The organism is Citrobacter sp. MGH103 (genome assembly GCF_001034475.2).
Classification (GTDB): Bacteria; Pseudomonadota; Gammaproteobacteria; order Enterobacterales; family Enterobacteriaceae; genus Citrobacter; species Citrobacter freundii.
Genome location: NZ_CP073043.1, coordinates 1,640,884 through 1,662,566 on the forward strand (window position 1 = coordinate 1,640,884; position 21,683 = coordinate 1,662,566).

At 51.7% G+C, this 21,683-nt stretch carries 14 protein-coding genes and 1 pseudogene; 9 read left to right on the forward strand and 6 right to left on the reverse strand.

Going from position 1 to position 21,683, the window contains the following annotated elements; translation table 11 throughout:
• Positions 1-47 precede the first annotated feature (47 nt).
• Both atoC and atoS read right to left on the reverse strand, forming a co-directional pair.
• Positions 48-1,433: an acetoacetate metabolism transcriptional regulator AtoC gene (gene atoC, locus SK33_RS07755; RefSeq protein WP_048218299.1), complete on the reverse strand. Its 1,386-nt coding sequence runs from the start codon at positions 1,431-1,433 to the stop codon at positions 48-50.
• The gene (gene atoS, locus SK33_RS07760) at positions 1,430-3,268 is read right to left on the reverse strand and encodes a two-component system sensor histidine kinase AtoS (RefSeq protein WP_048218906.1); all 1,839 of its coding nucleotides are present in this window, start codon (positions 3,266-3,268) and stop codon (positions 1,430-1,432) included. Before atoS ends, atoC begins: the two co-directional genes overlap by 4 nt.
• A 168-nt stretch (positions 3,269-3,436) precedes the next feature.
• Here atoS and rcsC point away from each other — a divergent pair, with 168 nt between their 5' ends.
• Positions 3,437-6,283, forward strand: coding sequence for a two-component system sensor histidine kinase RcsC (gene rcsC, locus SK33_RS07765; protein WP_048218297.1), 2,847 nt, complete (start codon positions 3,437-3,439; stop codon positions 6,281-6,283).
• 112 nt (positions 6,284-6,395) lie between these two features.
• Here rcsC and rcsB read toward each other — a convergent pair whose 3' ends face one another.
• Both rcsB and rcsD read right to left on the reverse strand, forming a co-directional pair.
• A complete protein-coding gene (gene rcsB, locus SK33_RS07770) occupies positions 6,396-7,046 on the reverse strand; it encodes a response regulator transcription factor RcsB (protein ID WP_003027592.1) in 651 nt (216 codons plus the stop codon).
• Positions 7,047-7,062: 16 nt separating this feature from the next.
• Entirely contained in the window at positions 7,063-9,732 is a 2,670-nt protein-coding gene (gene rcsD, locus SK33_RS07775; RefSeq protein WP_003845134.1) for a phosphotransferase RcsD, read from the reverse strand.
• Positions 9,733-10,470: 738 nt separating this feature from the next.
• Between rcsD and SK33_RS07780 the strand changes: the two genes are divergently transcribed.
• From SK33_RS07780 to mgtE, 6 genes are all read left to right on the forward strand, one after another.
• Positions 10,471-11,586, forward strand: a complete 1,116-nt coding sequence (locus SK33_RS07780) for a porin OmpC (protein ID WP_003027588.1) — start codon at positions 10,471-10,473, stop codon at positions 11,584-11,586.
• A gap of 115 nt (positions 11,587-11,701) precedes the next feature.
• Positions 11,702-12,754 carry an FAD:protein FMN transferase ApbE gene (apbE, locus tag SK33_RS07785; protein ID WP_016150684.1) on the forward strand — a complete coding sequence of 351 codons (1,053 nt, stop codon included), beginning with the start codon at positions 11,702-11,704 and terminating at the stop codon, positions 12,752-12,754.
• 79 nt (positions 12,755-12,833) lie between these two features.
• Positions 12,834-13,898 (forward strand): bifunctional DNA-binding transcriptional regulator/O6-methylguanine-DNA methyltransferase Ada, encoded by a 1,065-nt coding sequence (ada, locus tag SK33_RS07790; protein ID WP_016150683.1) that lies wholly within the window; start codon positions 12,834-12,836, stop codon positions 13,896-13,898.
• On the forward strand, positions 13,898-14,548 hold the full coding sequence (alkB, locus tag SK33_RS07795) for a DNA oxidative demethylase AlkB (RefSeq protein WP_003027582.1): 651 nt from the start codon (positions 13,898-13,900) through the stop codon (positions 14,546-14,548). The genes ada and alkB overlap by 1 nt, the downstream gene beginning before the upstream one ends.
• A 75-nt stretch (positions 14,549-14,623) precedes the next feature.
• Entirely contained in the window at positions 14,624-16,267 is a 1,644-nt protein-coding gene (locus SK33_RS07800; RefSeq protein ID WP_003027580.1) for a multidrug ABC transporter permease/ATP-binding protein, read from the forward strand.
• Between the two features lie 105 nt (positions 16,268-16,372).
• A complete protein-coding gene (mgtE, locus tag SK33_RS07805) occupies positions 16,373-17,809 on the forward strand; it encodes a magnesium transporter (protein ID WP_016150682.1) in 1,437 nt (478 codons plus the stop codon).
• On the opposite strand, the gene SK33_RS07810 is transcribed toward mgtE, so the two are convergent.
• Positions 17,772-19,019 carry a SulP family inorganic anion transporter gene (locus SK33_RS07810; RefSeq protein ID WP_048218905.1) on the reverse strand — a complete coding sequence of 416 codons (1,248 nt, stop codon included), beginning with the start codon at positions 19,017-19,019 and terminating at the stop codon, positions 17,772-17,774. The genes mgtE and SK33_RS07810 overlap by 38 nt on opposite strands.
• A gap of 278 nt (positions 19,020-19,297) precedes the next feature.
• Here SK33_RS07810 and mqo point away from each other — a divergent pair, with 278 nt between their 5' ends.
• On the forward strand, positions 19,298-20,959 hold the full coding sequence (gene mqo / locus SK33_RS07815) for a malate dehydrogenase (quinone) (protein WP_016150680.1): 1,662 nt from the start codon (positions 19,298-19,300) through the stop codon (positions 20,957-20,959).
• Between the two features lie 92 nt (positions 20,960-21,051).
• Here mqo and eco read toward each other — a convergent pair whose 3' ends face one another.
• Complete coding sequence (gene eco / locus SK33_RS07820; RefSeq protein WP_003027568.1) at positions 21,052-21,549, reverse strand: serine protease inhibitor ecotin; 498 nt, start codon at positions 21,547-21,549, stop codon at positions 21,052-21,054.
• On the opposite strand from eco, the pseudogene SK33_RS26715 reads away from it, so the two are divergent.
• A pseudogene (locus SK33_RS26715) lies at positions 21,528-21,587 on the forward strand (hypothetical protein); the annotation flags it as partial. The gene eco and the pseudogene SK33_RS26715 sit on opposite strands and share 22 nt — an antisense overlap.
• Between the last annotated feature and the right edge of the window lie 96 nt (positions 21,588-21,683).

Below are 21,683 nucleotides of genomic sequence, written 5' to 3' on the forward strand. Positions count from 1 at the left end.
GCAGAGTTTTGCGCAGTGTGCAAAATTCTGCATAGCAAATTAGCGTATCAGGAACCCGATGGGTCGATGCCGTACTCTTGTAATTTATACATCAGAGCGCGACGGCTAATCCCCAGCATCAACGCCGTGCGGGTACGATTGCCGTCCTGATTATCGAGGACTTCGAGGATAATGCGCTTTTCTTCACGCTTAATCTCTTCTTTCAGATTGCGTTCCCCGGAGTAAGTTGGTTTTGTCTCTGTCATTGCACTAACCGGGCTGCGGAACGGGTCGGGGAGATCGTCGGCAAAGATCACCGCGCCGGTATTCATCACAACTGCACGCTCGATGACGTTTGACAGTTCGCGAATATTACCCGGCCAGGGCCAGGCGGTGAGAATCGACATCGCCGTCGGGTCGATCTCGATAATATCTCGCTGATTTTCAGAGCTGAATTTTTGTAAAAAATGGTTCGCTAATAAGGCAATGTCTTCCCGACGCTCGCGTAAGGGAGGCAAAGTCAGATGGATAACGTTGAGTCGGTAAAACAGATCTTCGCGAAACGTTCCTTCCTTCACCATCGTTTGCAGGCAGCGGTTAGTGGCGGCGACGATACGAATATCAACGCGAATGGTCTGGTGCCCGCCGATGCGTTCAAACTCTCTCTCCTGCAAAATACGCAGCAGTTTGGCCTGCAGCACCAGCGGCATCTCACCAATTTCATCAAGCAATAACGTTCCCTGATGAGCGCGTTCGAACAACCCCTGGCGCAACGTCTGCGCCCCGGTAAACGCGCCTTTTTCGTGACCAAACAGCTCGCTTTCCAGCAGCGATTCCGGCAGGGCGGCACAGTTGATTTTGATAAACGGGCCGTTGGCGCGTTTGCTGTTGTAGTGAATGGCGCGGGCGATCAGCTCTTTTCCTGTGCCACTTTCACCGCTTATCAGGACATTTGCCTGTGAGAGGGCGATTTTCGCCGTGTCTTTACAGATATCCATCATTCGTGGGCTGTTGGTCAGAATATGTCCCCATTGCCAGCTGGTGCTCAACGCTTTATGCAGATTGCGGATTTCCTGTTTCATCTCCTGCAGTTGCAATGCGCGTTGAATCACCATGCTTAGCTCGTCGAGATCAAAGGGCTTAATCACGTAGTCGAATGCGCCGCTGCGCAGAGCTTCTACTGCGGTTTCCACTTCGGCGTAGGCGGTCATCAGAATGACGGGGATCCGTGGTTGCTGCGCACGCATGACTTTCAGTGCGTCGATGCCATCCATTTCCGGCATACGAATATCCATCAGCACCACATCTGGCTGCGTTTCGCTAAACAGGCTCAGCGCAGCTTTCCCGTCGCTGGCACAATGCGTTTCATGCCCTTGCAGGGAAAATGCTGTAGCAAGCATACGGCGAACATTGTCTTCATCATCCACGATGAGAATACGGTAGGTCGTTTTCATTCTGACGGATTTCCCTGCGGGTTAAGAGGCAACATCAGGGTGAATATCGCCCCGCAGCCAGGCTGGCTGGTTACGTGGATATCCCCCTGATGCGCGTTGATGATGCGCTGGCTCAGCGCCAGTCCAAGTCCGGTGCCGGATGCTTTTGTCGTAAAAAAGGGATCGAATATTTTCTTCTGGATGGCGAGTTCGATACCGTTGCCATTATCTTCAATCATCACGGCCTGTTGCGAGGCAGAGTATTGCCAGGTGCGAATGCGAATTTCTCCTCGTGCAGCGATCGCCTGTACCGCATTGATTAAAATATTGAGGACCACCTGTTTGAGAAGCTCGCGATCGGCGACGATCGGCGGCAGGCTGGGATCTAATTCCGTTATAAAGGCGATCCGTGCCTGAAGGCCAGCGGTTTGCACCAGAATTAGCGTTTCTTCAATTAGCGCATTGAGCTGGATCTGTTGCCACTGGCTTTGTCGCGGTCGCGAGAAATCTAACAGTTGTTGAATAACTTTATTGATGGAATCAATTTCATTAAGCACAACAGATAAATATTCCTGATGCTCCGGCAGAGAGGTTTGCTGGCGGATGATCTGGACGTAGCCACGGATTGCGGTCAGCGGATTTCTCACTTCATGTGCGACGCCGGCCATCAGCTCACCTAAGGTGGCAAGCCTTTCAGTTTGCGCCAGCCGACGCTGGGTCTCTTTACGCGCGGTTAAATCGGAGAAAATAACCAGTGCGCCAATCAGCTCGCCGTGGGCGTTATGGATCCTGCTCGTGGTGACGCTGATTTCAATAGTGCGTTCACGTCCCGGAAAGCTAATCTCCTGGGCTACATGTTCAGTACCGTGCTCAAGGGTGTCCAGTACCGGACTATAAAACTGCGTGTTGGCAAAGAGCGTCGCGTAAGACTGTCCAACCAGTTCATGCAGCGTATAGCCGGTTATCTGCTCTGCCGCCGGGTTCATGGTGGTGACGTCACCCTGTCTGTCGATGGCAATCACGCCGTCGGCAGCATTTTCAATAATCAGATCGTTAAGGGTTTTGGTTTCTCGTAGCGTTTGCGCCAGCGCATTGACGCTACGGCTGATTTGTCCCAACTCGCCGGGGAGTTCAGGCAATCGGGCAGGCGTTTTTTGTGCCAGCGTTGAGAGTCCATCGGTGATAATGTCGATATTCGCACTGAGGCGGCGTGAAAAATGCACGATGAGCAGCAGGCTACAGATGAGCCCGGCAACCAGGACAGCAATAATTCTGACGTCCATTTTCCAGGCCTGTTGGCGGATATCTTCCGTCAGTTCATTGGCCCAGATATAGCCAATAACTTCACCCTGGCGCTCTATGGGGATCATGGAGTTGAGTATATCGCCGCGTACTTGTCGCCCTGAATAGACCACTGGCGAGTTGCTACTCATCACTTCGCGTCCGGGATGATCCTCGGTGATGGTAATACCGACGTTGCTTTGGTAGAGCGCAGAGGGGGCATAGGTGATAATGGCATCCAGCGCTTTGTGGTAATACCCTGCGCCAATGCCGGGAAACGCCTGCGTAATCCGTTCGGTGACGGGGCCCAACTCATGATTAAGCGCGCGAATACGCGCTTCACGCGGCAGGTCAGGGTAGTGACTGAAGCGGTCGCCTAGCGCATCGTTTAGCAGGGTTATCACCGATGAAAGTTTTTTCTCTTTTTCAGATAAGACTGCTGAACGGCCTTCAGTTTCTACGATATAGCCTATAGATATCGTCGGAATGATGACCATCAGAATGGCCATCATGATCATTTGGTTGCGTAATCGTCGTGGGTATAACCGACGAGCCAGCCATCTCAGGTCGCGCATTCTGACATCCGTGCAGTGTTTTTCAGGCAAACGACGATTATCACGGGTTAAGACAATGGTTTCAGAGCGGTGTATCATATTCCCGTAAAGAGAGGGCATTGCGACGCCGGACATTTACCGCTACCTTAACCACACTCTATTAATGCCCTGAGGCGGAGCTTCGCCCCTTTGAAATACCTTGCTTCCGTTCATTCAACCCTAAAAGTCTCACGCTACCTGTTCAGAGCGCTGGCGTTCGTTATCTGGTGTCTGATTGCGTTTGCCTCCGTGTTCTACATTGTGAATGCGCTGCACCAGCGAGAGTCTGAAATCCATCAGGAGCTTAATCTCAGTTCCGATCAGGCTCAACGTTACATTCAGCGCACCTCTGATGTGATTAAAGAGCTGAAATATATTGCCGAAAATCGCTTAACGGCGGAAAACGGCGTGATGTCGTTGCGGGCGCGAGACGATAAAACCGTCGTGCCTAATTTTGAGCCGCTGTTTGCCGACTCCGACTGTTCCGTAATGGGCAACGCCTGGCGAGGTTCCCTGGAATCACTGGCATGGTTTATGCGCTACTGGCGCGACAACTTTTCCGCCGCTTATGATTTAAATCGAGTGTTCCTGATCGGCAGCGACAACCTCTGTATGGCCAATTTCGGTTTGCGTGATATGCCCGTCGAACGAGACGAGGCCCTGAAGGCTCTGCATGAGCGCATTATTAAGTATCGCAATGCAACGCAAGAAGAAAACGGCAACAACTTGTTCTGGATTAGCCAGGGGCCGCGTCCGGGAGTAGGGTATTTCTATGCACTGACGCCGGTTTACCTCGCCAATCGTCTCCAGGCGCTGTTGGGCGTAGAGCAGCCTATTCGCATGGAGAATTTCTTCACGCCGGGCAGTTTACCGATGGGTGTGACCATCCTCGACGAAAATGGCCATGCGCTAATTTCTCTCACCGGCCCTGAAGGGAATATTAAGGCTGAGCCCCACTGGATGCAGGAGCGCTCCTGGTTTGGTTACACGCCGGGTTTCCGCGAGCTGGTATTGAAGAAAAATCTGCCTCCGTCCTCCCTGAGCATCGTGTACTCCGTTCCTGTCGACCTGGTACTGGAGCGGATCCGCATGATGATCCTGAACGCTATCTTGCTGAACGTGCTGGTCGGGGCGGCATTGTTTATGCTCACGCGCATGTATGAACGGCGCATTTTTATTCCAGCGGAAAGTGATGCTCAGCGGCTGGAAGAACATGAGCAGTTTAACCGTAAAATCGTGGCTTCTGCGCCGGTAGGTATTTGTATTCTGCGCACGATGGATGGCATTAATATCCTGAGTAACGAACTGGCGCACACCTATCTGAACATGCTGACGCATGAAGACCGTCAGCGGTTGACGCAAATTATTTGCGGCCAACAGGTCAATTTTGTTGATGTGCTGACCAGCAACAATACCAATCTGCAAATCAGCTTTGTGCACTCGCGCTATCGTAATGAAAACGTGGCAATTTGTGTCCTTGTTGATGTCAGTGCGCGCGTTAAAATGGAAGAGTCGTTGCAGGAGATGGCACAGGCGGCGGAACAGGCTAGCCAGTCAAAATCGATGTTCCTTGCGACGGTGAGCCATGAGCTACGTACACCGCTGTATGGCATTATCGGTAACCTTGATTTGTTGCAAACCAAAGAGTTACCGAGTGGGGTGGATCGTCTGGTAACGGCGATGAATAACTCTTCCAGCCTGCTGCTGAAAATTATCAGCGATATTCTCGACTTCTCAAAGATTGAATCTGAACAGCTGAAGATTGAACCGCGAGAGTTTTCACCGCGTGAAGTCATGAACCATATTACGGCTAACTATTTGCCGCTGGTGGTCCGCAAGCAATTGGGGTTGTACTGCTTTATCGATCCGGATGTGCCTGTGGCGCTGAATGGCGATCCGATGCGTTTACAACAGGTGATTTCTAATCTACTGAGTAACGCAATCAAGTTTACCGATACCGGTTGTATTGTGTTGCACGTGCAGTGCAGCGGCGACTACCTGAGCATTCGAGTGCGTGATACGGGTGTAGGGATCCCTGCCAAAGAGGTGGTTCGGTTGTTCGATCCTTTCTTCCAGGTGGGGACTGGCGTACAGCGTAATTTCCAGGGAACGGGACTTGGTTTGGCGATCTGTGAAAAACTGATCAGCATGATGGATGGGGATATTTCCGTCGATTCCGAGCCGGGAATGGGGAGCCAGTTTACGCTGCGTATTCCGCTTTATGGCGCACAGTATCCGCTGAAAAAGGGTGTTGAAGGATTGGCTGGCACGCGCTGCTGGCTGGCAGTACGTAATGCGTCACTGTACCATTTCCTCGAATCCAGCCTGACGCGTAATGGGATGACGGTGCTGCGATATGAGGGACAACAGCCCGATGCGGATGACCTGTTGGTGGCCGACGATGTGCTGGAACAGGCCTGGCAGGGGCGAGCAGCGGTGATTTTCTGCCGCCGACATATTGGCATTCCGCTGGAAAGAGAGCCTGGAGAATGGATACACAGCGTGGCGTCACCGCACGAACTGCCTGCGCTGTTGGCACATATCTACAGTGTAGAGTTGGGGAGTGAAGAGCTCTCCACGGCGCTGCCAACCCCGGATAAAGCCGGTGCGACGAACGATGACATGATGATCCTGGTTGTTGACGATCACCCTATAAACCGGCGCTTACTGGCCGATCAATTGGGATCGTTGGGATATCAGTGTAAAACCGCGAATGACGGTGTGGATGCGCTCAATGTGCTCAGCAAAAATCATATCGACATTGTGCTGAGTGACGTCAACATGCCAAACATGGATGGTTATCGCCTGACCCAGCGTATCCGCCAGTTAGGGTTAACGCTGCCAGTTGTCGGCGTGACGGCCAACGCGCTGGCCGAAGAGAAGCAGCGTTGCCTGGAATCGGGTATGGATAGCTGTCTGTCTAAGCCAGTGACGTTGGATGTATTGAAGCAAACGCTGACAGTCTATGCGGAAAGGGTGAGGAAGGCGCGGGAATAACAGATGCCGGATGGCGGCGCTTGCCTTATCCGGCCTACGGAACACGCACCACGCAGTGTCATTCGTAGGCCTGATAAACGGCGTGCCATCAGGCACTTTGGTGTTAAAAGAATTACTCTTTGTCTGAGGGACTCAGCGTTACGGAAGAGAGGTAATTCAACAGGGCGATATCGTTTTCCACACCGAGTTTCATCATTGCCGACTTTTTCTGGCTGCTGATGGTTTTAATACTACGGTTGAGTTTTTTCGCGATTTCAGTAACCAGGAAACCTTCGGCAAACAGACGCAGAACTTCACTCTCTTTCGGTGACAGACGTTTGTCGCCGTAGCCGCTGGCGCTGATTTTTTCCAGCAGACGAGACACGCTTTCCGGGGTGAATTTCTTACCTTTCTGCAGTGCGGCAAGCGCTTTCGGCAGATCGGTTGGCGCACCTTGCTTCAGTACGATCCCTTCAATATCGAGATCCAGTACCGCGCTCAGAATAGCCGGATTGTTGTTCATGGTCAGAACGATAATCGACAGGCTCGGGAAATGACGCTTGATATATTTAATTAACGTGATCCCATCACCGTATTTATCTCCCGGCATAGAGAGGTCGGTAATCAACACATGCGCATCCAACTTAGGCAAATTGTTGATCAGTGCAGTGGAGTCTTCAAATTCGCCGACAACATTTACCCACTCGATTTGCTCAAGTGATTTACGAATACCGAACAGTACAATCGGGTGGTCATCGGCAATAATTACGTTCATAGTGTTCATGTATTGGGCTACCTTGCTACAGCAAGCTCTTGACGTAAACGTCAATGTCGCTGATGTATTTTTCTATACCTGGAGCATCTTTCTCTTGAATAAGATGTTCCAGCGCTTCACATAACTGCTTGCCGGGTACCAGATTAAGCATGGCAAACACGCCTTTCAGGCGATGGGCCGTTTGGGCTAACGCAGCGAAATCGCTGATAGCCGCCTCAGTATACAACCTCTTAACGTCATCCGGTACTGTGTCTACAAAGAGAGCGTAGTAACCACTGGCATGAAGTTCGGCGTTTTCATCTCCGCCGAGGGGGAGTTCCTGGAACCCTTCTTGCGCCAGTTGCTCTTCAATCAGCTCAAGGACAGCTTCCTGCATAGCATTGCTCATATTAAAGTTAACGCGCAGTTGGCCAGGGCCAATTTTCCGCACGCCAGACTCATCATCGCTTAAAAGTAGGCCTGAAGCAGTAAGATTAGACGGATTATCCGTTAAAAAGAGATCATATTCTTGACTATTCAACCGTTCATCGGGCGTGATGCAGGTTGCCCCCCAGTTTTCCAGCTGACGTAATACAATGCTACGTACGTCATTTGAGGTGACATCAACCATTACGCAGACGTCATCCAACAGGCGCTCTTCACTATCAGCATGTTGATCGTGCAGCGGCATTTTAACATGGACGATATAACGTGTTCCAAGTTCTTCCCGCGCTTTGATATTCAGGTGTCCGCCAAGCTTACGGGCTAACTGATCGCACAACCAGAACGTCAGAGGGTTGGCTTTGCCATACCGATCGCCCTGCGTGTCATTGATGAACGGGAAATGGAGATTATCAACTTCATTCAATGTGACGCCTTGCCCGGTATCCAGAATGCGGAAGGTCAGGCGTTCAGCCTCTGACTCATCCTGGTCGACTTCCAGCGTGATTTTACCAATCTGCGTGGTGGTTACCGCATATTGGATCAACAGCAGCAAAATACGGCGCAAGGCATCGCGATCGCCACGGCGTTCATCATGGGCGCTAAGGTGATTTTTAATCAGTAGCTGCAGCCCCTTACGCTTAATGGCTGGCAGAACCTCCGGAACTACGTCGTCAATTAATGCCTGCACGGAAAACAGTGTGGATTCACCTTTCCAGGCATCGTTCTCCAGCAGGTTGGCTAGCTGGATTTCGTCCACCATTCGCACCAGAACGTCGGCCTGATTTGCCAGTTTCTGGCTGTCCGGTGTATTGAGCGCGGCGGCATTGGCAGCCAACGTTTTCGCGGGGTCTTTCAGCGCGCTGCCAATATTCTGCATAAAGGCCGCGCGGGCCTGCTGATTTTTCTCATACAGCCGCTGCGCTTGTTTCAGCTTCTTATTGACCAGCACTTCGCGGTCCTGGTCACGAATGATAAAGATCTGCGTTCTCGGGGAGATCTGGCTGCGAAACAGTCTTATTTCATACAGTTCATTATTGATGGTGGCCTGAATGATTCCCTGATGCTGCTCTGCCATGTTGGTAATGTTTTGCAGATTTAAATGCGGCAGCAGGTGATCGGCAATTTTGTTGCTGATAACCGTACGATTTGCTTCCTGATCGTGTACCAGTAATCCCAGCGGCAGAAGGGAAACAATCTCTTCATTGATTGCGCGAAGAACGCGCAGTTCATTATTTGCCGCAAGGTTTGGCGCCACTTGGGTGGAACGGACTGGGAGGTGGCGAAAAGTGGTGTAGCCAAACAGCGCCAGGGCCAGCAACGCAATGTTCAGCAAAAGCGGTAGCAGAATGCTTTGCAATGTGTCGAGCAGCAATGAGCCAAACGGAACCTGCCATACCAGCCGCATATCCGTTGAGTTTAGCGCTGAAGAGATCTCAATTTTACTGTTGTTGAAATTAATGCTGACGCTGTCAGGAGACTCTTTTTCATTCAGGTGCTCGGTCGTTGAGGTGGCATCAGGTTCCAGATAGAAACTGTCCAGCGGCATACCGGGCGGGATCAAGTCATTAATCGGCAGGTCAAAGGCGACAACCGTTGCCAGATGTCCTGGCTGATTAAAGGTCGTGCGTAGCGTGAAGTAATGCCCGTTCTGCCAGGCCAGACGGCGTAGTGAAGAGAAGCTTTCACGTTCATCTAGCGCATTAGCCTGTTGCAGCATCTCAGCGCGCCGGGAATCGACAATATTCCCAATCGTCGATTCTTTAAAACCGGAGGTAAGATCTTTCAGCGGTAACGTCGAGATTAGGATCAGGCTGTTGTCCTGACCATTCAGGTAATACATTGACCATGGGACATTCTCTGCGCCCCACAACGTATCCAGATATGTTGAAATGCGCTGGGTCATTTCCAATGTAGAACTGTCATGCGAGCCGAAAATCAGCGCCTCGGTCTTTCTGCGTGGCTTCTCAAGATAATAGACATCTTGTTTCAGACGCGTTTCCTGCAGCCCTTCTGCACCCGGCGAACTGGTTGAGGCGGCAATATTGTCATAGATTTGCCAGGTCACGTATCGCCAGGTATCGACCCTTTTATGAATGGCATGGGTAATATCGACGATCTGATAGCTCTTATCTTTTAACCAGGTGTTGACGGCGCTCTGGACCATAACACCCATCATCACCAACAGCACAACGATCAGTAATAAGAAGAAACGGGTAATACTTCCTGGCAACAGGGAGAATCGGGTGGAAACCGTTGTGTCAGACTGACTCATTCGTGTTTATGACCTGTTAAACGACGCGAAAGATGAAGGGGCAGTATAAAGGGTAATGTATGAATTACCACACTTACACCGCGCGGCAGAGGTTGCATTTTTTACGCCTCATTTGGTTGCACCCGTGACGGTGCAAAGGTGTACAGTGGATAACGGCGGGTACAAATATTCGTACGGAAAGTATACATTTAGCATTAAATAACAATCAATTATTTGTCAGGCTTATATCTGAGTGCAGTGCTATGAGATAGTTAATAGTCGTTATAGTTTTGCATCGGTAGCACAGAAAGGTAAGTTTTGTGTAAAGAAGGGTAAAAAAAAACCGAACGCTAAGCATTCGGTTGAAATAGGGGTAAACAGACATTCATAAATGAATGACGGTAATAAATAAAGTTAATGATGATAGCGGGTCTATTTTAGTTGCGAGTGAAGATTTTTTTTTGTCATTCAGTGCTATAAGATTTTTTCGTGTAACTTGTTGATTTTAAATGGCATCAATATGATTCTTGATTATTTGTGCTTATTTTGCCTATTTTTTGATTTTAAAAAAGTTCCCTTGTATTAATATTTTGAAACATCTATGCAGATAAATGAAACACCTTAAAAGTTTTAGTATCATATTCGTGTTGGATTATTCTGTGTTTTTGCGGAGAATGAAGTTGCCGACTGGTTAATGACCTTAATCAGTATGCAGTGGCATAAAAAAGCAATAAAGGCATATAACAGAGGGTTAATAACATGAAAGTTAAAGTACTGTCCCTCCTGGTACCAGCACTGCTGGTAGCAGGCGCAGCGAATGCGGCTGAAATTTATAACAAAGACGGCAACAAATTAGACCTGTACGGCAAAGTCGACGGTCTGCACTATTTCTCCGATGACAAAAGCGCTGACGGTGACCAAACCTATATGCGTATCGGCTTCAAAGGCGAAACTCAGGTTAATGACCAACTGACCGGTTACGGCCAGTGGGAATACCAGATTCAGGGTAACTCCGCAGAAAATGAAAACAACGCCTGGACCCGTGTGGCGTTTGCGGGTCTGAAATTCGCAGACGTGGGTTCATTCGACTACGGTCGTAACTACGGCGTAGTTTACGATGTAACGTCCTGGACCGACGTTCTGCCGGAATTCGGCGGCGACACCTACGGTTCTGACAACTTCATGCAGCAGCGTGGTAACGGCTTCGCGACCTACCGTAACACCGACTTCTTCGGTTTGGTTGATGGCCTGAACTTTGCCATTCAGTACCAGGGTAAAAACGGTAGCGTGAGTGGCGAAGACGATACCGGCAGAACTTTCACTGGCGTGACCAACAACGGTCGTGAAGCACTGCGTCAGAATGGCGACGGCGTTGGCGGATCTATCACTTATGATATCGGCGAAGGCTTCTCTCTGGGTACTGCAGTCACCAGTTCCAAACGTACCGACGAACAGAACCGTTTGAACTTCGGTACCGGCGACCGTGCTGAAACCTATACCGGTGGTATTAAATACGACGCGAACAATTTCTACTTTGCAACTCAGTACACTCAGACCTACAACGCAACGCGTGCAGGCTCCCTGGGTTGGGCTAACAAAGCACAGAACTTCGAAGCGGTTGCTCAGTACCAGTTCGACTTCGGTCTGCGTCCGTCCGTGGCTTACCTGCAGTCTAAAGGTAAAGACCTGGGCCGTGGCTATGGCGACGAAGACATCGTGAAATATGTTGATGTTGGCGCGACTTACTACTTCAACAAAAACATGTCCACCTATGTTGATTACAAAATCAACCTGCTGGATGACAATCAGTTCACCCGTGACGCAGGTATCGGTACCGATGATATCGTAGCGCTGGGTCTGGTTTACCAGTTCTAATCTACATTTATTGTTATCAAAGGCCCTGCGGGGCCTTTTTTAATGCTGTTTTTCCGCCGTACAAACAACGATTTTTGGTGTACTCTTGCGCGCGTTCGCATGAGGATAATTACGTATGGAAATGAAATTTTATCGCGCAGCGCTGCTGGCGGTGACGATTTTTTTTGTCGGGTGCGATGAAGCCCCGAAACCTGCTCAGACCACAACGCCAGCCACCGTTCTGGAAGGTAAAACCATGGGCACTTTCTGGCGGGTCAGTGTCGTGGGCGTCGATGCAAAACGCGCCGCAGAACTACAGGTGAAGATCCAGACTCAGCTTGATGCCGATGATCAACTGCTCTCCACCTATAAAAATGACTCTGCATTGATGCGCTTTAACTTATCGAATAGTTTGTCACCATGGCCGGTTAGCGACGCCATGGCGGATATCGTGACCTCGGCGCTACGCATTGGCGCAAAAACCGATGGGGCTATGGATATCACCGTGGGGCCGTTAGTCAATCTGTGGGGCTTTGGCCCAGATCAGCAACCGTTGCATATTCCCACCCAAGAGCAAATTGACGCTGCAAAAGCGAAAACCGGACTTTCACATCTAAAGGTTGTGAATGAAGCGCATCAGAATTACCTGCAAAAAGACTTGCCGGATCTGTATGTGGATCTCTCTACCGTTGGCGAAGGGTACGCCGCCGATCATCTGGCACGATTAATGGAGCAGGAAGGGATCGCCCGTTATCTGGTTTCCGTTGGTGGTGCGCTAAACAGCCGCGGTATGAATGCTGAAGGGCATCCGTGGCGAGTCGCAATTCAGAAACCGACCGATCGTGAAAACGCGGTGCAGGCGATTGTAGACATAAACGGGCATGGCATTAGCACCTCCGGCAGCTACCGTAACTATTATGAGCTGGATGGCAAGCGTCTTTCCCATGTTATCGATCCACAAACCGGTCGTCCGATTGAACACAACCTGGTATCCGTAACGGTGATTGCGCCAACGGCGCTGGAAGCTGACGGCTGGGATACTGGATTGATGGTGCTCGGCCCGGAAAAGGCCAAAGAAGTTGTGCGTCGTGAAGGGCTGGCGGTCTATATGATTATGAAAGAGGGCGAAGGGTTTAACACCTGGATGTCGCCGCAGTTCACAAGCTTTCTGGTCAGCGGAAAAAATTAAAAAGCAAGATTGCGGGTTTTTGTATCCGGCTATGGGGACACACTGACGCTAAGCGCTATGCTTAACAAAGGAGTCCGAAATGAAAAATCGTTTACGCATCACTGACGATGACCGTTGGCAGTCCGTTTTGGCTCGTGACGCCGACGCCGACGGTCATTTTGTTTTTGCCGTCCAGACCACCGGTATTTTCTGCCGTCCGTCCTGTCGGGCAAAACATGCGCTGCGCAAAAATGTCTGCTTTTTCTCTGATGCTCAGCAGGCGCAGGCTGCCGGGTTTCGCCCCTGTAAGCGCTGCCAGCCGGATAAAGACAGCGCGCAACAGCATCGACTGGACAAAATTGCCCGCGCCTGCCAGTTGTTGGAGCAAGAGTCACCTCTTACGCTGGACGAGTTGGCACAACAGGTGGCAATGAGCCCGTATCACTTACATCGCTTGTTCAAAGCTACGACAGGCATGACCCCGAAAGCGTGGCAGCAGTCCTGGCGTGCCCGCCGTCTGCGCGATGCTCTGGCGAAAGGTGTTCCGGTTACGCAGGCGATTCTCAACGCCGGATTCCCCGACAGCAGCAGCTATTACCGCAAAGCGGATCAGACATTAGGCATGACCGCAAAGCAATTTCGTAAAGGTGGCGACAACGTTTTTGTACGCTATACCCTCGCAGATTGCGCTCTGGGTCGTTGTCTGGTGGCAGAAAGCGAGCGGGGTATCTGTGCGATCTTACTTGGTGATGATGACGCCACGTTAGTTGCGGATCTGCATGAGCTGTTTCCCGCCGCGCAGGATGTTCCTGCAGATGCCGATTTTCAGCAGCGCGTGCGCGAAGTGATCGCCGCGATCAACTCGCGTGACGCGTCGCTATCGCTACCCCTGGATATCCGGGGCACCGCATTTCAGCAGCAGGTATGGCAGGCGCTGCGCGCAATTCCGTGCGGCGAAACAATGAGCTACCAACAGCTGGCCAGCGCCATCGGCAAACCGAAGGCGGTACGCGCGGTGGCCAGTGCCTGTGGGGCCAACAAACTGGCGATTGTTATACCGTGTCACCGGGTGATCCGTGGTGATGGCGCACTTTCGGGCTACCGATGGGGTATTGCGCGCAAGGCGCAGTTACTGCAACGGGAAACTACTGGCGAGGAAACATAATGCTCGATCTTTTTGCGGATGCTAAACCCTGGCAGGAGCCGCTGGCTTCAGGTGCGGTTATTCTGCGACGTTTCGCTTTTGACTCTGCACCCACTTTACTGCAGGCGATAGCGGCTGTCGCCAGACAGTCGCCGTTTCGTCAGATGGTAACGCCCGGCGGCTATACGATGTCGGTGGCAATGACCAACTGCGGCCATCTGGGCTGGACGACGGATCAGCATGGCTATCTTTATTCTCCGTTTGATCCACTCACCGGCGTGCACTGGCCGCCGCTGCCGGATGCATTTGCTGACCTGTGTCAACAGGCGGCGACGGCGGCGGGCTATGCTGATTTTCAACCCGATGCCTGCCTGATTAACCGCTACACGCCAGGGGCAAAACTGTCCTTACATCAGGATAAAGACGAGCCCGACCTGCGGGCGCCGATTGTCTCTGTATCGCTGGGGCTACCGGCCATCTTTCAATTTGGCGGATTGCGCCGTAATGACCCTTTAAAGCGTTTGCTGCTGGAGCATGGCGATGTCGTGGTGTGGGGCGGTAATTCGCGGCTGTTTTATCATGGGATCCAGCCGCTTAAAACGGGGTATCATCCGTTGACCGGAGACTGTCGTTACAATCTGACGTTTCGTCAGGCAGGTAAAAAAGAATAAAAATAAGAATTATTATTGCTGTCAGCGAAGAGATGTTTAAACTGCGGGCTGTTATTACTTGCCCGGGTTGTTCGCATGGAACTTTTACTTCTTGTCTGGCGGCAGTATCGCTGGCCATTTATCAGCGTGATGGCGCTCAGCCTCGCCAGCGCCGCGTTGGGGATTGGGCTGATTGCGTTTATCAACCAGCGTTTGATTGAAACGGTCGACACCACTCTGATGGTGCTACCGGAGTTTCTTGGCCTGCTGCTGTTATTGATGGCCGTCACCCTCGGTTCACAACTGGCGCTCACCACGCTGGGACACCACTTTGTCTACCGACTGCGTAGCGAATTTATCAAACGGATTCTGGACACCCACGTCGAGCGTATCGAACAGCTTGGCAGCGCCTCGTTGCTGGCGGGTTTAACCAGCGACATCCGCAACATCACCATCGCCTTTGTCCGCCTGCCTGAGCTGGTACAGGGGATTATCCTGACCGTCGGATCGGCGGCGTATCTGGCGATGCTGTCGACTAAAATGCTGCTGGTGACGGCAATCTGGATGGCAATCACCATCTGGGGCGGATTTGTGCTGGTGGCGCGGGTGTATAAACACATGGCTACCTTGCGCGAAACTGAAGATAAGTTGTACAACGATTATCAAACGGTGCTGGAAGGGCGCAAAGAGCTGACGCTCAACCGTGAGCGTGCCGAGCATATCTTTAATCAGATGTACGTCCCGGATGCCAAAGAGTACCGTCACCATATTATTCGCGCCGATACTTTCCACCTGAGCGCAGTCAACTGGTCGAACATTATGATGCTGGGCGCCATTGGTTTGGTGTTCTGGATGGCTAACAGTCTGGGATGGGCCGATACCGCCGTAGCGGCGACCTATTCGCTGACGCTGTTATTCCTGCGCACGCCGCTGCTCTCTGCCGTTGGCGCGCTACCGACGCTGCTCACCGCGCAGGTGGCCTTCAACAAGCTGAACAGGTTTGCCCTTGCGCCCTTTAAGGCCGAATTCCCGCGTCCAAATGCGTTTCCGAACTGGCAGACGCTGGAGTTACGTAACGTGGTATTCCACTATCAGGATAACGCCTTCTCCGTTGGACCAGTGAATCTGACGATTCATCGCGGTGAACTGATCTTTCTGATTGGCGGTAACGGTAGCGGGAAATCTACGCTGGCGATGTTACTGACCGGTCTATACCAGCCGCAGTCAGGCGAAATATTGCTTGATGGTAAGGCCGTTGCCGTTGAAAAACCGGAAGACTACCGCAAGCTATTCTCCGCCGTGTTTACTGACGTCTGGCTGTTCGACAAACTGCTGGGGCCGGAAGGTAAAGAGGCTAATCCGCAGTTGGTTGCGAAGTGGCTGGAACATCTGAAGATGGGGCACAAGCTGGAGCTGAGCGATGGCCGTATCCTCAATCTGAAACTGTCGAAAGGGCAGAAGAAACGCGTGGCGCTGCTGCTGGCTCTGGCGGAGGAGCGCGACATCATTCTGCTGGACGAATGGGCTGCCGATCAGGATCCCCATTTCCGCCGGGAGTTCTATCAGGTGCTATTGCCTTTGATGCAGGAAATGGGCAAAACCATTTTCGCCATTAGCCACGACGATCACTATTTTATTCACGCCGATCGTCTGCTGGAAATGCGTAACGGACAGTTGAGTGAACTGCTGGGCGATGAACGTGAAGCCGCCTCGCGTGACGCGGTGGCTCGCACAGCCTGATCCCACGTGCCGCCGGTTTTTTAGCCACCCGGCGGCACTGTTTATTGTTATTTACATAAATCGGCATCATGATTAATGATATTTCATATCATGGATTTATGATTAATGTCCGTAATAAACAAAAACAGCGCCAGGCTGCGTGATGAAGAGCGTGCGCGCCTTATCTGGCTGCTGACCACTGATAAAGCCATTATTTCAACACTGTTGGGCAAGCTTACCCTGGCTGAGCAATATGACGTCGGTACGTTAGCCGACGATATTGCTGAGGTAGGGGCGCTGGTCGCCCACCTGCCGCCTCCCGATTTAGCCGATACCCTCGAAGCATTACCTTCAGAAGAGCGTCACGCCCTGTGGCGACTGGTCGAAAATGAAAAGCGCGGTAACGTCCTGCTTGAGGCGTCTGAAAACGTCTGGGACGACCTGATCGATGAGATGAGTGACCGCGAAATACTGGATGCGCTGCAATATCTCGATATCGATGAACAGATTTATCTGGTGCAGCATCTCCCGCGTAACCTCACTGGACGGTTGCTGGCGACGTTACCAGCCGAAGAGCGGGCGCGTGTCCGCCAGGTAATGCATTACGAGAAGAATCGCGTCGGCGCGATTATGGAGTTCGAAGTCATCACCGTGCGTCCGGACGTGACGCTGGAAGTGGTGCAACGCTACCTGCGACGGTTGGGCAAAATGCCGGAGAACACCGATAAACTCTTCGTGACCGATCGCAATAAAGTGCTGGTTGGCGAATTGACGCTAACCTGTATTCTGCTCAATGATGTGCAACGCAAAGTCAGCGAGGTGATGGAAGATGACCCGCTCACCTTTTCTCCGGACGATATCGCTGAAAACGCTGCACGTACCTTCGAACGTGACGACCTGGTCAGTGCTGCAGTCGTTGACCCTTCAGGCAAGCTGATGGGCCGCTTAACTATCGATGAGATCGTCGATGTGGTTTATGAAGAAACTGATACCGATTTACGTCGAATGGGGGGCTTAAGCGCCGGAGAGGATGTGTTTGCGCCCGTTACCAAAGCGGTAAAAACCCGTTGGGCGTGGCTGGCCGTTAACCTCTGTACCGCCTTTATCGCCTCGCGGGTGATCGACGGTTTTGAACATACGATTTCGCAACTGGTGGCGCTGGCCTCGCTGATGCCAATTGTGGCGGGAATTGGCGGCAATACCGGGAATCAAACCATCACCATGATCGTTCGCGCGCTGGCGCTACAAAATATTCAGCCGGGGAACCTGACGTTTTTGATCCTGCGCGAAATGGGCGTGGCAGTGATTAATGGCCTCGTATGGGGCGGAATTATGGGCGGTATTACCTGGTGGCTGTACGATGACATGGCGCTCGGCGGAGTAATGACCCTGGCGATGATGCTTAATTTGTTGATGGCAGCATTAATGGGGGTCATCATTCCGATGACGATGGTGAAGCTCGGGCGCGACCCGGCGGTCGGCTCGAGCGTCATGATTACGGCTATTACCGATACCGGCGGTTTCTTTATTTTTCTCGGTCTGGCAACGCTGTTTCTGATGTAGCTGCGCGTTTGTTTCTGACGATACGCGGTAGAATGAGCATCGCCATTACCCCGGCAACCACGCCAATCGCCAGGTTGCCGGTGGACACCGTGGCAGCGACGGTCACCAGCATCACCAGCGTTTCAGTGACGGGGAGTTTCCTCAGCGTGGTGGGCTGAATGCTGTGCCAACTGAAGGTTTTTACCGCCACAATCGCCATAATTCCCGCCAGCACCGACATGGGTATTTCTGCCATCACTTCGCTTAATCCAGTGACTAACAGTAGTAATACCAGTCCGGCGGCAACCGTCGAGACGCGGCTGCGTCCTTTGCCCATCTCGACGTTAACGATGGTTTGACCAATCATCGCGCACCCGGCGATGCCGCCATAAAATCCGGCCAGAATATTGGCTATCCCCAGCCCAGCACTCTCGCGATTCTTATTCGACGGCGTCACCGTCAGGTCATCCACCAGACGGGCAGTTAACAGCGACTCCATCAAACCAACAAAAGCGATGCTCAGCGCGCAGGGCCAGATAATCGCCAGCGTTTGCAGGTTGAGCGGAACCAACAACTGGGTGAAACCCGGCAGGCCGCCGCTCATCGAACCTTCGTCACCGACGGTCGGTAACAGTTGCCCGCTGGTGACAGTGAATAAGGTCAGTAGCACGATGGCGATAAGCGGTGCGGGGATGGCTTTAATAAACCGCGGAACCCACAGTACAATCAGCAGCGTCAGGACAAACAGCCCCCAGATGAGCGGGCTTTTCCCCCAGAAATGAGGGACCTGGGCAAAGAAAATCAAAATACCTAGTGCGTTGACAAATCCGGTCATCACGGCCGTAGGGATGAATCGCATCAGACGTGCCATTCCCAATACACCAAACAGGATATGAATCATCCCGGCCAGCACCACTGCAGGCAGGATGTATTGCACGCCGTGTTGATGCACCATCGGACCAATCACCAGCGCAACCGATCCTGCAGCGGCGGTAACCATTGCGGGACGACCACCTAAAAAGGACATCGCCAGGCACAGTACGACGGAGGCGATCAGACTGACTTTAGGATCAACGCCTGCGATAACGGAAAACGAGATCACTTCCGGGATCAGCGCCAGGGCGGTTACCACACCGGCCAGTGTTTCGCGAACCAGCAGACGGGGTTGGCGGAGCACGGCACGGGTCGCGTTTTCCGCGACTGCGACAGAGGAATGTTGAGTTGCAGACATAGTTACACTCAGGTCAAAAATGGCCTGATACAGCAGACCGACAGGCATCCGTGCGGTGAATAGCAAAGCGCAGCATAGTACCCGTCTGACGGACTGGTTTCCAGAAATGATTGTCAATAACCATATAAACTATCAACGTATTAATAACATTTTTAAAAATTAAATATAATTTATAAACAATATTTAATTATTTTTACTTAAGTGTTACCGTTGATGCCGCTCGATTTTCACCTGCATTAAAAGCAAAAAAGCGATACTAAAAGTAAGGCATTAACATTATGAAAAAAGTGACTGCCATGCTCTTCACCATGGCTGTAGGGCTGAATGTTGTCTCGATGGCGGCAAAAGCGAAAGCGGCGGAAGAGCAGGAAACGGATGTACTGTTGATTGGCGGCGGCATCATGAGCGCCACGCTGGGAACCTATTTACAGGAGCTGGAGCCGCAATGGTCAATGACCATGGTTGAGCGACTGGATGGTGTAGCGCAGGAAAGCTCAAATGGCTGGAATAACGCCGGAACGGGACACTCCGCACTGATGGAGCTGAACTACACGCCTAAAAAGGCAGACGGTAGCATCAGCATTGAAAAGGCAGTCGACATTAACGAAGCCTTCCAGATTTCCCGCCAGTTTTGGGCATATCAGGTTAATAATGGCGTGATGCATGAACCACGCTCGTTTATCACTACCGTTCCGCACATGAGTTTTGTCTGGGGTGACGAGAACGTCAACTTCCTGCGTGCCCGTTACGCCGCATTGCAACAGAGCACGTTATTCCGCGGTATGCGTTATTCTGAAGATCACGCGCAGATTAAAGAGTGGGCGCCGCTGGTCATGGAAGGTCGTGATCCAAAACAGAAAGTCGCAGCAACGCGTACCGAGATTGGTACTGACGTGAACTACGGCGAAATCACGCGCCAGTTGATTACCTCATTGCAGAAAAAGCCCAACTTTGCGCTGCAGTTGAGCACCGAAGTGCGCGGTTTTAAGCGTAATGCCGACAATAGCTGGACGGTCACGGTCGCCGATCTGAAAAATAACGAAGCGGAACATGATATCAAGGCGAAGTTTGTCTTTATCGGTGCCGGTGGCGCTGCGCTGAAGCTGTTGCAGGAAACCGACATTCCGGAAGCGAAAGGCTATGCCGGATTCCCGGTGGGCGGGCAGTTCCTGGTTGCGGACAATCCGGACGTAGTCAACCGCCACCTGGCGAAAGTGTACGGTCAGGCCTCCGTTGGCGCGCCGCCGATGTCCGTACCGCACATCGACACGCGTATCCTTGATGGCAAGCGCGTTGTGCTGTTTGGGCCATTCGCGACATTCTCCACCAAGTTCCTGAAAAACGGTTCATTGTGGGATCTGCTCAGCTCGACCACCACGTCGAACTTTATGCCGATGGTCAACGTGGGTCTGGATAACTTCGATCTGGTGAAATATCTGGTGAGCCAGGTGATGCTCAGCGACGACGACCGTTTTGCTGCGCTGCAAGAGTACTATCCGCAGGCGAAAAAAGAAGACTGGCGTTTATGGCAGGCGGGCCAGCGTGTGCAGATCATCAAAAGCGATGCGGAGAAGGGCGGCGTGTTGCGTCTGGGTACTGAAGTCGTCAGCGATAAAGAAGGCACGATTGCTGCGCTGCTGGGAGCTTCTCCGGGCGCATCAACCGCGGCACCGATCATGCTGCATCTGATGGAAAAAGTGTTTAAAGATAAAGTGGCCAGCCCCGAGTGGCAGGCGAAGCTGAAAACCATCATTCCGTCTTATGGTACTAAGCTGAACGGTAACGTTGAGGCTACGGAACAAGAGTTGCAGTACACCAGTGAGGTTCTGGGTCTGAAATATGACAAGCCGCAGGTTGCTGATGAAGCACCGAAACCACAGCTGAAACCTCAGGCACAACCGCAGCCTGAACAGAAAGCCGTCGCGGATATCGCACTGTAAATACAATGCCGGATGGCGCTGCGCTTATCCGGCCTGTTTTATGCGTCTGTAGGCCGGATAAGGCGGTACGCCGCCATCCGGCACATCCTGACTTAGCGCGCGACTGCGTCCTGAATTTTATCTTCTGCTTTCCAGATACGGTATTTAACGTCCACGTTTTCCGGGGTGTAGACCACAATCGGCAGCTTGCTGTTGTAACGGAGCATGCCGTCATCACCCAGATACGCAGTAATGAATTTCTTCTCTTTCTTACCGTCCGGGCAGGCCATCATGGTTGAAACCGGAGATGTGACTTTGTCGAAGACGTAGTAGTCATATCCCCAACCTTCCAGCGTTTTGCTGTCCAGTTCGCCACCCAGGCGGTGTTGGTTGCAGTCAACTTCCAGCGTTTGTCCGATCAGCAGTTCTACTTTCAGAGTAGATTCATCTTTCTCAGGGGTAAGCTGGATAACCTGGCGCTTCATACCCTTTTCCGCCTTAGGATAAGGGGCGACTTTTTCCAGCGGTTGAGCGCCGGCTTCGTTACTGGCAGCCCATGCAGAGGTGCTGGCAAAGGCGGCGAAAAGTACGGCAGGGACAATTGTCTTCATCTTATTGTTCACAGTGTTTCCTTTCTTCTGTCTTATGAACGAGTCTGTAGCAGGTTAACATATTTGGATAATCTATTAATCTGAATTTACTTATATTTAAGGTGTATTAGATAGAAATTTACTATCAATGTAGC